Origin of the sequence: Citrobacter sp. 50677481 (assembly GCF_001463265.1) — a bacterium.
GTDB classification, from domain to species: domain Bacteria; phylum Pseudomonadota; class Gammaproteobacteria; order Enterobacterales; family Enterobacteriaceae; genus Citrobacter_A; species Citrobacter_A sedlakii.
In genome coordinates, this window is record NZ_LNHZ01000002.1 from 32,143 (window position 1) to 44,372 (window position 12,230).

Sequence of the window (12,230 nt, forward strand, 5' to 3'; positions counted from 1 at the left end):
CTCCGCGTTTATTTAGCCAGGCCGAAGGCTTTGGCCTGATCCCGGTAACCGGTAACTTGTTTTTTGACATACTCGTCAAGGGCTTTGCCGGTCATGTTGAATTCAAACAGGCCGCGCAGATCGCGCTGCTTTTTAAATTCTTCGGTCTGCTGCAGCTTTTCGAACGTCTGCACCCACCACTGGTATTCGGCGTCGCTCACTTTCGGGCCAACATAGAAACCGCGAATGATCGGCCAGACCAGATCGTAGCCCTGCTCTTTGGCGGTCGGGACGTCAGCCAACTGCCCCGGCAGGCGATTTTCTGAGAACACCGCGAGCACGCGAATTTTGTCGCCGTTCAGGTATGGCACCATTTCGCTGAGATCGCCGGAGACAACCTGCACGTGGTTGCCCATCAGCGCGGTCACCGGCTCGCCGCCGCCCTCAAAGGCGACATAGCGCATCTTGTGCGGATCGACCTTCGCCTGTTGCGCCAGCAGCGCCGACTTCATCCAGTCCTGGCTGCCGATAGACGCGCCTGCGCCAATTACCACGCTGTTGGGATCTTTTTCCATGGCGGTGAGCAGATCCTTCAGCGACGTCCACGGCGAGTCGGCGCGTACGGCGATCATGCCGTAGTCGGTGCCCACACTCGCCAGCCAGCGCACATCATCAACGCCGTAGCGGCCAAATTTCCCCTGCGACAGGTTTAACAGCGAGCCGCCGGAGAAGGCGACCACTGTCCCGGGCTCGGCCGGACGCTGCGCCACGATGGCGTTATAGGCCACCGCGCCGACGCCGCCGGGCATATAAGTGACGCGCATCGGTTTTTCGATAGCGCCGGTTTCCATCATGCTTACCTGGATCAGTTTGCAGGTAAGATCAAAGCCGCCGCCGGGCTTCGCCGGGGCGATACATTCGGTACGTGACGGCGCGTCCTGCGCCAGTACAGAGGTGCTCATCAGTAAAACGCTTGCAGTAAGAGTACGAAGTAATTGTTTTTTCATTGTTTATCCTCACGCCGGATGCCCGGATAGTAGGGTTCGGAACAACATTTTTTTGATTATGTGAACCTGCATGTAGCAGTTCGGTTGCGTGATTGTTAAAACATTAACCTTTCATTTCCCTTTCATTGCGGCAGAAACTTTACAGGATGTGATATGCGTCTCTTATTGGCGGAAGATAACCGTGAGCTGGCTCACTGGCTGGAAAAAGCGCTGGTGCAGAACGGGTTCGCCGTGGACTGCGTGTTCGACGGACTGGCTGCCGACCATCTGTTGCACCGCGAAAGCTATGCGCTGGCGGTGCTGGACATCAATATGCCCGGTATTGACGGGCTGGAAGTGGTGCAGCGTCTGCGCAAACGTGGGCAGACGCTGCCCGTCCTGTTGTTAACAGCACGCAGCGCGGTGGCGGATCGGGTAAAGGGGCTGAACGTCGGCGCAGATGACTACCTGCCCAAGCCGTTTGAGCTGGAGGAGCTTGACGCGCGGCTGCGCGCCCTGCTGCGGCGCAGTGCGGGCCAGGTGCAGGAGCTCCAGCAACTGGGCGATCTGGCGTTTCACGACGAGGGGTATTTTTTGCTTCAGCAGCAGCCGCTGGCGCTCACCCCGCGAGAGCTGGCGCTACTGACGGTGCTGATGTACCGGCGAACGCGCCCGGTGTCGCGTCAGCAGTTGTTTGAACAGGTATTCAGTCTGAACGATGAAGTCAGCCCGGAAAGCATCGAACTGTATATTCATCGCCTGCGCAAAAAACTCCACGGCAGCAACGTGCGAATCACAACCCTGCGCGGGTTGGGCTACGTGCTGGAGTGCGGCGATGAGGTGGGTTAAACCGCAGTCGCTGTACCTGCAACTGCTGCTGTTTCTGGGGCTACCGTTGCTCCTGCTGTGGGGATTGTCGGCATTTAACAGCTATGTCAGCGCGCTACAGGCCGCGACCCAGGCCTATGATCGCACTCTGCTTTCTTCTGCACGCACGGTGGCGGAACGGCTGGAAGTGCGTAACGGCAGGCTGGAGGTCAACGTTCCGTGGGTGGTGCTGGACAGCTTTGAGCTCAACATGAACGATCGGTTGTATTACAAAGTGGTGGATCCGGCGGGGCGGGTGATCTCCGGCTATGACGATATGCCCGTGATGCCGCCTGCGACCTCGCGAACCCGGCTTTATCCGGCGCTGGCGTGGTTTTATCACACCCAATATCGCGGGCAGGCGATACGCGTCGCGCGTCTTCTGCAGCCGGTGAACGAAGGCGGGATCGTCGGAATGGCGGAAATCTACGTGGCCGAAACGCTACAGTCCCGGCGCTATCTGGCGGGACAACTGCTGTTTTCGTCCTGGGTCACGCAGGGGCTGCTGGTGTTGCTGACGCTGGTGCTGGTCGGCTGGTTGCTGCGTCGGGTGCTCAAACCCATGCGCCAGCTCTCTTCGCTGATGGTCCGCCGTGAGCCGGGGTTGCTCACGCCGTTACCGGAACTGCTGCCGTGGTCGGAAACTCGCCTGCTGATCGTGGCCTTCAACCGTTACCTTGATCGGCTGCGCGTGCTGATCTCGCGTCAGGAACGTTTTAGCGCCGACGCGTCTCATCAGTTAAAAACGCCGCTGGCGGTGTTGAAAACCCAGGCGGCGGTGGCGCTGGCGAGCCGGGAGCCGCAGCAATGGTACGAGAGCTTACGGGCGATGAGCACAACGCTGGACAATACCATTCTGCTTACCGAAAGGCTGTTGCAGCTTTCGGCGGTAAAGCGCAAAGAGCAGGGCGAGCGCCAGTTTGCGCCGGTAGATCTGTTCGCCGTAGTGCAGCAAAGCTGTTTTACCCGACTGGCGCAGGCGCGCAGTAAACAGATCGATCTCGGCTACGAGGGCGTACAGGCGTCGGTCTGGATGGAGGGGGATGAGGTCTTACTGGGCGAACTGTGCGGTAATCTCCTGGACAATGCCTTGAAATACACGCCGCCGCAGGGAACGGTGACGGCAAGGCTTGACCGCGAGGGCGAGGCCGTGGTGCTGGTGGTAGAGGACAGCGGGCCGGGAATAGACGACGACCAGATCCCCCTGGCGCTGTTGCCGTTTCACCGGCTGGAAAACGCAGGCTCCCAGCCCGGCGCGGGGATCGGCCTGGCGCTGGTCAATGATATTGCCCGGCTACACCGCACCCATCCGCAACTGACACGCAGCGAAACACTGGGCGGATTACGCGTAAGAGTGCGGTTTCTGGTCATGACGCATTAGGGTTTAACCTGGCGGGAACGCACGAAAAATATGTTCTGCGGCCTGAAATAAAAAAAGCCGCTTTCGCGGCTTCAGTCAGGGGAGAAGAATTATTCGCTGACCTTTTTCTCAACCGAGGCGGCGCCTTCTTTGGTCTTATTCCAGCCTTTTTCTGCGCCTTCTTTGGTGGCATTCCAGCCTTTCTCGGTGCCTTCTTTGGTTTTATTCCAGGCTTCCTGAGAACCTTCGCTGACTTTACTGCTCAGGTCGTTGCGGGTGCCTTCGGCTGCATGTTTTGCTTTTAGCTGTTGTTCTTCACCCTGGTTTTGCGCCTGATGCAGTTTCTCTTTGGCGGTATTGGCATTTTCGTGCGCGGCGGCTACGTCATTATCGGTGGCGTGTGTGGTCGCGGCAAAAACTGGGGAAGCCAACAGAAGAGCAGATAAGGCGATCGTTGTTTTTTTCATAATATCCTCGCTTAACGTTATCAGTTAAATGCGTGATTAAGCATGGCAGGTCAACGAAGCGCTGGCTTTAAGAAAAAACTGTAAATGAAAATAATGTTTTCTGAACGCTAAATGCATCCATTCACAAAATAAAATAATCGCGTTGACGCTAAGAGGATATTTATTGATATCACGATTATTACAATTCGCTTTATTTTTGCGTTGCTGAACGATCGCTCTGTTTCACATCCACTAACCCTTTTTCCGGGTCAAGAAAGAAGCATTGGGTGGGGGACGATTTTGTCTCGGATGCCGCCTCGCATTGCGCGAGGGTACTGTATGCGCCAATCACTTCACTCTTTGACTCTCCGCCTGCGAGCGCGAAGATCAATGCAAGAACATACATGTTTTTTCCTTAAAATCATTAACGGCGCTGGCTACATGACGGGCGAACGTGCCGCTGTAATGGACTCCAGCAGGATCATTCTTTGTACGGATAATGTTAGCGAATCGTAATATACGTATAAAATTCTTAAAAGCAAGCTGATTATTCTGAAAGTATGTGTTCGGACTTTACTAATATTTTCTTAATGATTGCGCAACGAAATTATTAAGCGGTATAGCGGGTGAATTAACCCAGCGCGCACGCAACGGCACGCGCTGGCCGCGCCGCGTTGTACTAATCGCATGACGTAACCAGGGCTTTTCAGCATAACCTTAAGGCAGCCGCTGCGAATGCCGACCAGACTTATCCTTTTTGTTTATGAGGAGGTTGCGTAATGAAACGCCTGTTTATGTCCATTTTTTCCAGCCCGGAGTCGCTGTTACAGGTGATGAGCCATCAGGAAATAATCGAAGCGGTGGAGGATGGCGACCGCATTATTATCGACCAGGACGGTAATGCCTCGGTTAATTTTAAAAGCAGAGAAGTGCAACACGATTTCCAGCGTCATGTTAACGCGCTGAAGAGGGCATGACATGGGAACGGCGATATTCATGGTGCTGATGGTGTGCGGATACTGGTACACCAGTCGCGATCTGTCCACACGTTTTAAGATCAAACGATCGTTTGGCTGGGATGTCTATTTTCTGGTGGCGCTGTATGGCTGCATTTTTGTGTTGCAGGGCGTCCTTGCTACCGGGCTGCTCTGGCTGCTGTTATTGGCGCTCTCCGCCGCTGACAATACCTTTCAGATCACCTCGCAGAAATATGCCGACTGGCAAATTGAATTTATGAACTGGAGCTTTCTCGGCATCCAGGCGCCGGTAGTGGTGATGCTGGCCTTTGCCATCCTGTTTTGCCTTTATCGTTCTAACTGGGCGGGCAGCGCCAGGCTGGATGGTGAAGACCGGAAAACGCTGTATAAGCGTCTGGCGCGCTCGAGCGGTATCGAACAGCTGCTGTATCAGTGTATGGAACAAGGGGAACTGGCGCTGGTGACGCTCAAATCGCGGCGAATTTATATCGGCATGATCCATACCGCCACGCTGGAATATGAAAAAACAGCCAACATCGTGCTGATCCCAATGCTGAGCGGCTATCGTGACGGGGAAAAAATGAACCTGTGCATTGAGCACAACTACAGCAAATGGTACGCCGAGCATGACATTACGCTGGATTCAGAGCCCAGAAGCGCAATGGACTTCCGCAAGGTGATTATGCTGGATCAGATAGAAAGCCTTTCCCTTTTCGACCCTGCCAGCGCCAGCGCCTTGTCGATGGAACCGCGCTAACGTGCGTGCGAAGAACGCGTTTTTTACCGGTTTACGGTTAGGCGCTTCCCTTGTCGCCCAACCGGTAAGCCAGCGCCACGACCAGCGACTGTACCAGACACAGCGTTGCGGACTGGGAGCGAAACGCGTCAACCTGCGCCTCTTTCACCACAAAACAGAGTTCACTGAACGTGGCCAGTGGACTTATCTGGCTGTCGGTGATGACAATCTGACGCGCGCCGGCCTTCGCCGCGGTTTCGCTCACCATCACCGTCTCTTCCGCATAGGGCGAGAAACTGACGGAAACCACGATATCGCGTGAGCTAATACGGTTGATCTGTTCGCGCAGCATCCCGCCCATCCCGTCGAGCAGTATGGGACGGCAGGCCAGATGGCTCAGGGCGTAGGTGAGGTAAGCGGCAACGCTGAACGAGCGACGTAAACCGGCGACATAGATAGTGTCGGCTTCCGCCAGCAGTTGCACCGCTTGTTCCAGCATTGCCGGTTCGGCACGGGCGGCAAGCTGCTGTAGCGCCTGCGCATTTGAGCGGGCGAATTCCTGCAAAATATCCAGCGGCGTTTCCGGCACCGCTTCGCTTTCCATTTCACGAAACAGGCGGGCGCGGTCGCTGTAGCTGGCGGTCTCTTCAACCAGATTCATGCGAAACAGTTGTTTCATTTCATTGAAACCGGTGAAGTCAAAGGCGTTGGCGAAGCGGATGAGCGTGGAGGGCGGCACCCCGGCGCGCTCGGCAATGACAGCGACCGTATCAAAGGCCACGCTATTAGTGTTATCCAGCACATAGCGGGACACCTGCTGCAACCTTTTGCTCAGGCTGTCGTAGCGATCGCGGATTTGCTGTTGCAGTTCGTTCAGGTTGGTTGCGGTACTCATTTATCCCCCTGGGTTAGTTTTCTGATTCTAAACGTAAAGCGCTTCTTTTAAATGTCGGACGTCCGATTCGCGGCAAAAATGAAACAGAAGATTCACGCTTTTCCCTCTCTGAAATCCTCGAAAGATCGGCTTATCCTGCGTATCGCGGCTGTTAACATAAAAATCCATCCTTGATCACAATAATCACTATTTGTTTTATTTCAACTTAAAATGGAATATTTATTTCATATATAGTGATTTCATAAAGAGCGTTCAGGTAACAATCACGAACCCACAGCGAGAGGTTAAGGATGGAGACGGTAGCGAATTTTATTCACGGCGAATGTGTCACCGGTTCAGGCCAGCGCGTTCAGGCGATCTTCAACCCGGCCACCGGCGAGCAGATCCGCCAGGTGGTGATGAGTACGGCGCAGGAGGCTGAGCAGGCGGTTGCCGCCGCGCAGCAGGCCTTTCCCGCGTGGGCACGTCAGGCTCCGCTTAAGCGTGCGCGGGTGATGTTCCGTTTCAAGGCGCTGCTCGAAGAGCACATGGAAACGCTGGCCCGCATCATCAGCGAAGAGCACGGCAAGGTTTTCTCCGACGCGGTGGGCGAGCTAACCCGCGGCCTGGAAGTGGTGGAATTCGCCTGCGGCATCCCGCATCTGCAAAAGGGTGAGCATTCCGCCAATGTGGGGACCGGCGTCGACAGCCATTCGCTGATGCAACCGCTCGGGGTCTGCGTCGGCATCACCCCGTTTAACTTCCCGGCGATGGTGCCGATGTGGATGTTCCCGATTGCGCTGGCGACCGGCAACACCTTTGTGCTGAAACCGTCGGAAAAAGCTCCCTCCCTGGCGCTCGCGCTGGCGCAACTGCTGAAAGAGGCCGGCCTGCCGGACGGCGTGTTTAACGTGGTACAGGGCGACAAAGAGGCGGTTGACGTACTGTTGACCGACCCGCGCGTGCAGGCAGTGAGCTTTGTCGGCTCCACGCCGATTGCGGAATACATTTACCAGACCGCCTCCGCCCACGGTAAACGCTGTCAGGCGCTGGGCGGTGCGAAAAACCACTGCATTTTGATGCCGGATGCGGATATGGAGATGGCGACCAACGCCATCATGGGCGCGGCCTACGGCGCGGCGGGCGAGCGCTGCATGGCGCTCTCGGTGGTGCTGGCGGTGGGCGATAAAACCGCTGATGACCTTTGCGCCCGGCTGGAAAAACAGATTGCCGCACTGCGCGTTGGGCCGGGTCTGGACCAGACGCCGGAAAACGAAATGGGGCCGCTCATCTCCGCCGCGCACCGCAGCAAGGTGCTGGGCTACATCGACAGCGGGGAAGCGCAGGGGGCGAAACTGCGCGTGGACGGTCGCGGCTTTAGCGTGCAGGGCCACGAGCAGGGCTACTTCGTCGGGCCGACGCTGTTCGATAACGTCACCCCGGAGATGACCATCTATAAAGAAGAAATTTTCGGTCCGGTGCTTTCTGTGGTGCGCGTAGCAGATTACGCCAGCGCGGTGGACCTGATTAACCGCCATGAATATGGTAATGGCTCCGCCATTTTCACCCGCGACGGCGGCTGCGCGCGCCGCTTCTGCGAAGAGGTGCAGGCGGGTATGGTGGGCGTCAACGTGCCGATCCCGGTGCCGATGGCGTTCCACAGCTTCGGCGGCTGGAAGCGCTCGATTTTTGGCGCGCTCAACGTCCACGGCAACGACGGCGTGCGTTTCTACACCCGCATGAAAACCATTACCGCGCGCTGGCCGGAAATGCAGCAGGACAGCGGCGCGGCATTCTCTATGCCGACGTTGGGCTGACAGGAGGTGTTATGCAAACCGAACGTATGACCATGGCCCAGGCGCTGGTCCGGTTCCTTAATCAACAGTACGTCAGCGTTGACGGCAACGAAACGCCCTTCGTGGAGGGCGTGGCGACCATTTTTGGTCATGGCAACGTGCTGGGTATCGGCCAGGCGCTGGAGCAGGATCCGGGCCATCTGCAGGTAATGCAGGGCTGCAACGAGCAGGGCATCGCCCATATGGCGACGGGGTTCGCCAAACAGCATCGCCGTCAGCGTATTTTCGCCGTCACTTCCTCCGTCGGGCCGGGCGCCGCCAATATGGTAACCGCTGCAGCTACTGCCACCGCGAACCGCATCCCGCTGCTGCTGCTGCCGGGAGATATCTACGCCAGCCGCCAGCCGGACCCGGTTTTGCAACAAATTGAGCAGTATCACGATCTCAGCATCAGCACCAACGACTGTTTCCGTCCGGTCTCCCGCTACTGGGACCGCATCAACCGACCGGAGCAACTGATGAGCGCCATGCTCAACGCGATGCGAGCACTCACTGACCCCGCGGATACGGGCGCGGTGACCATTTGTTTGCCACAGGATGTACAGGGCGAGGTCTGGGATTATCCGATGAGCTTTTTTGCCCGTCGCGTGCATCACATTGAACGTCGATCGCCCGACCCCCAGCGGCTTGAACACGCGCGGGCGCTGATTGCCCGTAAGCGTCGCCCGCTGGTGGTATGCGGCGGCGGGGTACGTTATTCCGGCGCGCATGAGGCGTTGCGCGAATTTGTCGAGACGCTGCATCTGCCGTTCGCTGAAACCCAGGCCGGAAAGGGGTCGCTGGTCAGTGACCACTCGCTTAATCTGGGCGGGGTTGGCGTCACCGGCGGGCTGGCGGCCAACCAGCTTGCGCCACAGGCCGACCTGGTAATTGGCGTCGGCACGCGCCTGACCGACTTTACCACCGGCTCCAAGGCACTGTTTGCCCATCCGGACGTCGAGTTTCTGCTGTTGAACGTAGCCGAATTTGACGCCCTGAAGCTCGACGCCACCGCGTTGATTGCCGATGCCCGGACCGGGCTGCAGGCCCTGACCCATGCGCTGAAGGATTACCGCAGCGGCTGGGGAGAGGAGATTGCTCAGGCGAAAGCCGCCTGGCGCAACGAGTGTCACCGCCTGTGGGATCGCCAGTGGCATCCGGCAGATGCGCCCGAGGTGGCGGGACACCTGGACGCGCAGCTGGCGGAATACGGCGAGGCGCTCAACACCCGCCTGACCCAGACGCGGGTGCTGGGGCTGATTAATCAGCATGTTGAAGACAACGCCATCGTGGTGGGGGCAGCCGGATCGCTGCCGGGAGATTTGCAGCGCCTCTGGCAGGTTAAAACGCCCGACACCTATCATCTGGAGTACGGCTACTCCTGCATGGGCTACGAGATAGCGGCCGCGATTGGCGCGAAGATTGCGAGACCCGAACAGCCGGTATACGCCATGGTGGGGGATGGCTCCTACATGATGCTGCACTCCGAGCTGCAAACCGCGGTGCAGGAGGGGATTAAGGTCACCGTTCTGCTGTTTGATAACGCCAGCTTCGGCTGCATTAACAACCTGCAAATGGGGCACGGTATGGGAAGCTTTGGCACCGAAAATCGCCGACGCAACCCGGAAACCGGGCAACTTGACGGACCGCTGGTGAAGGTCGATTTCGCGCAAAACGCGGAAAGTTACGGCTGCCGCGCGTGGCGGGTACACGATGAACCAGGCCTGCTGGCGGCGCTGGCGGCGTCCCGCGCCCATCCTGGCCCGACGCTGCTGGATATTAAGGTGCTGCCGAAGACCATGACCCACGATTACGCCTCGTGGTGGCGAACCGGCGATGCGCAGGTGGCAGACTCGCCCGCGGTGCGCGAAGCCGCCGCGTTGACGCAAGCGCAGGTAAAAAAAGCGCGTCAGTATTAGTTTTCCCGCCGTAACGAAATTTTCATTTCATTTTCTCTTCCTGTGTTTTCCGCGCCCTCCCCATCCGGGAGAGGGCGATGTTCTTTCCGTATATCGCCGCTCATGTTGTGAGATTGATAACAAAAATTATCTCGTTCATCTCAAAACTGTTAACTCGCACTCAAAAACATAATTTTCACTATTTATAAAAATGAAATAAATGTTTTATTTAAAGGGTCGTTAGTTCATTGCATTCACCAATACCGGGAGCCGTTATGTTTAACATTGCTTTACTGGGCGCTGGCCGAATCGGCCAGGTACATGCAGCTAACATCGCCAGCCACAGTGCGACCACGCTGTGGTCGGTGGTCGACCCGAATCAGGCATTTGCCACCCGTCTCGCCACGCAGTATCAGGCCCGCCAGCAGAGCCTGGAGGAGGCGATGACCGACCCTGACGTTCATGCCGTACTGATTGCTTCGGCAACGGATACCCACGCGGATCTGATTGAACTGGCCGCCCGCCACGGCAAGGCCATCTTCTGCGAAAAGCCGGTACACCTCGACCTCGCCCGCGTGCGCGACTGCCTGAAAGTGGTCAAAGAGTACGACGTGCCGCTGTTCATCGGCTTTAATCGCCGCTTCGACCCGCAGTTCCGCCGCGTGAAAACCGAGGCGCAGGCCGGGCGCATCGGCAACCCGGAATCGCTGCTGATTATTTCCCGCGATCCGTCTCCGCCGCCTGCGGAGTACGTGCGCGTCTCCGGCGGCATGTTCCGCGACATGACCATCCACGACTTTGACATGGCGCGCTTCATCATGGGCGAAGAGCCGGTGTCGGTGTATGCGCAGGGCAGCAACCTGGTGGATCCGGCGATTGGCGAGGCGGGGGATATCGATACCGCGTTTATCGTTCTGAAATACGCCTCCGGCGCGATGGCGACCATCGTCAACAGCCGCCGCTCCTCGTACGGCTACGACCAGCGTCTGGAGCTGCACGGTTCCGAAGGGCTGCTCTGCGCGGGCAATATTCTTGAAAACCAGGTGCAGCACTACGGAAAACAGGGCTGCACCAGCGCGCTGCCGGAACACTTCTTCCTCCAGCGCTACAAATCCGCTTACGCCGCGGAATGGGAACACTTTGTTGCGGTCCTGCGCGGCGAAGCGGTGCCGGATTGTAGCGGCGATGACGGCGAACGAGCGCTGTACCTCGCGGATAAAGCGCTGGAATCACTGCGCAGCCAGCGCGAGATCGTCCTCTAAACACACCCACCCTACACAGAGAGACATAATAATGAAAAAACTGATCGTAGCCGCCCTCATCGCCGTAACGTCCGGGGCCGCCCTCGCCGAAAACGAGCAAATTGTTTTCAGTACGCCAAACCTGGCCATGCCGTTTGAAGTTCACATGCAGCGCACGGCGGTGAAGGCCGCAAAAGAGATGGGCGTGCAGCTTCAGGTGCTGGACGGGCAGGGCAGCTCGCCGAAACAGGTGGCTGACCTGGAAAACGCCATCACCCGCGGGGCGCGGGGCTTTATCGTCTCCCCGAACGACGTGAACGCGGTCTCCAGCGCGGTGGATGAAATTCAGGAGGCGAAGCTCCCGGTCGTCACCCTTGACCGCTCCGTCGACAGTCAGAAGAAAGTGCCGCACTTTGGCGCCAACAATTACAAAGGCGGCCAGGCGATTGGCAACTTCGTGAAAAGCAAGTTCCCCAACGGTGCGGAGATCATACTGCTCACCGGTCAGCCCGGCTCCTCCTCCAATATTGAACGCACCAAAGGGATCCGCGACAGCCTGAAGGCGGGTGGCGATAAATACAAGATCGTCGCCGATCAGACCGGCAACTGGATGCGTTCAGAAGGGATGCGCATCGTTGAAAGCGTCCTGCCATCTCTGCCGAAACGCCCGCAGGTGATCCTCTCCGCCAACGACGATATGGCGCTGGGGGCGATTGAAGCCCTGCAAAGCCAGGGCGTGAAGCCGGGCGAAATACTGGTGACCGGCTTTGATGCGGTACCGGAAGCGCTGGCCCGCGTGCGCGAGGGCTGGCTGGCGGTGACGGCGGATCAGCGTCCGGGCTTTGCGGTCAAAACGGCGATGAGCCAGCTGGTGGCCAACGTGCGCGACAAAACCGCCATCACCGGGGCTGACTACCCGCCGACGCTGATCACCAAAGAGAACCTGCAGCAGGCTGAGCGCATCGGCGAGGCCGGTAACTGATCTATCCGCATCCGCCGCGCGAGCGGCGGCGCACTCTGAAGGAGGAGCA

General features: G+C 57.8%; 12 protein-coding genes. 8 read left to right on the plus strand and 4 right to left on the minus strand.

All coding sequences use genetic code 11. From position 1 onward, the window contains the following. Positions 1-8: 8 nt before the first annotated feature. Positions 9-986: a tripartite tricarboxylate transporter substrate binding protein gene (locus APU02_RS02535; protein WP_060569148.1), complete on the minus strand. Its 978-nt coding sequence runs from the start codon at positions 984-986 to the stop codon at positions 9-11. 153 nt (positions 987-1,139) lie between these two features. On the opposite strand from APU02_RS02535, the gene tctD reads away from it, so the two are divergent. Together tctD and APU02_RS02550 are read left to right on the plus strand one after the other, a co-directional pair. Continuing rightward, positions 1,140-1,814, plus strand: a complete 675-nt coding sequence (gene tctD, locus APU02_RS02545) for a transcriptional regulator TctD (RefSeq protein ID WP_042288453.1) — start codon at positions 1,140-1,142, stop codon at positions 1,812-1,814. Next, a complete protein-coding gene (locus tag APU02_RS02550) occupies positions 1,801-3,213 on the plus strand; it encodes a sensor histidine kinase (protein WP_060569149.1) in 1,413 nt (470 codons plus the stop codon). The genes tctD and APU02_RS02550 overlap by 14 nt, the downstream gene beginning before the upstream one ends. 89 nt (positions 3,214-3,302) lie before the next feature. Here the strand turns inward: APU02_RS02550 and APU02_RS02555 are convergent, their stop codons facing one another. Both APU02_RS02555 and APU02_RS02560 read right to left on the minus strand, forming a co-directional pair. Further along, the gene (locus APU02_RS02555) at positions 3,303-3,659 is read right to left on the minus strand and encodes a hypothetical protein (RefSeq protein WP_060569150.1); all 357 of its coding nucleotides are present in this window, start codon (positions 3,657-3,659) and stop codon (positions 3,303-3,305) included. Between the two features lie 190 nt (positions 3,660-3,849). Beyond that, complete coding sequence (locus tag APU02_RS02560) at positions 3,850-4,044, minus strand: DUF1482 family protein (protein ID WP_060569151.1); 195 nt, start codon at positions 4,042-4,044, stop codon at positions 3,850-3,852. 373 nt (positions 4,045-4,417) lie between these two features. Here APU02_RS02560 and APU02_RS02565 point away from each other — a divergent pair, with 373 nt between their 5' ends. Together APU02_RS02565 and APU02_RS02570 are read left to right on the plus strand one after the other, a co-directional pair. Further along, positions 4,418-4,615 carry a hypothetical protein gene (locus tag APU02_RS02565; RefSeq protein WP_060569152.1) on the plus strand — a complete coding sequence of 66 codons (198 nt, stop codon included), beginning with the start codon at positions 4,418-4,420 and terminating at the stop codon, positions 4,613-4,615. 1 nt (position 4,616) lies between these two features. Continuing rightward, complete coding sequence (locus APU02_RS02570) at positions 4,617-5,372, plus strand: hypothetical protein (protein WP_060569153.1); 756 nt, start codon at positions 4,617-4,619, stop codon at positions 5,370-5,372. A gap of 37 nt (positions 5,373-5,409) precedes the next feature. Here the strand turns inward: APU02_RS02570 and APU02_RS02575 are convergent, their stop codons facing one another. Then, complete coding sequence (locus APU02_RS02575; protein ID WP_060569154.1) at positions 5,410-6,246, minus strand: MurR/RpiR family transcriptional regulator; 837 nt, start codon at positions 6,244-6,246, stop codon at positions 5,410-5,412. Between the two features lie 290 nt (positions 6,247-6,536). On the opposite strand from APU02_RS02575, the gene APU02_RS02580 reads away from it, so the two are divergent. From APU02_RS02580 to APU02_RS02595, 4 genes are all read left to right on the plus strand, one after another. Then, complete coding sequence (locus APU02_RS02580) at positions 6,537-8,042, plus strand: CoA-acylating methylmalonate-semialdehyde dehydrogenase (RefSeq protein WP_060569155.1); 1,506 nt, start codon at positions 6,537-6,539, stop codon at positions 8,040-8,042. 11 nt (positions 8,043-8,053) lie between these two features. Next, the gene (gene iolD / locus APU02_RS02585) at positions 8,054-9,979 is read left to right on the plus strand and encodes a 3D-(3,5/4)-trihydroxycyclohexane-1,2-dione acylhydrolase (decyclizing) (RefSeq protein WP_060569156.1); all 1,926 of its coding nucleotides are present in this window, start codon (positions 8,054-8,056) and stop codon (positions 9,977-9,979) included. Positions 9,980-10,233: 254 nt separating this feature from the next. Continuing rightward, positions 10,234-11,220 carry an inositol 2-dehydrogenase gene (gene iolG / locus APU02_RS02590; protein WP_060569157.1) on the plus strand — a complete coding sequence of 329 codons (987 nt, stop codon included), beginning with the start codon at positions 10,234-10,236 and terminating at the stop codon, positions 11,218-11,220. A gap of 31 nt (positions 11,221-11,251) precedes the next feature. After that, positions 11,252-12,181, plus strand: coding sequence for a substrate-binding domain-containing protein (locus APU02_RS02595; RefSeq protein ID WP_060569158.1), 930 nt, complete (start codon positions 11,252-11,254; stop codon positions 12,179-12,181). The last annotated feature ends 49 nt before the right edge of the window (positions 12,182-12,230 follow it).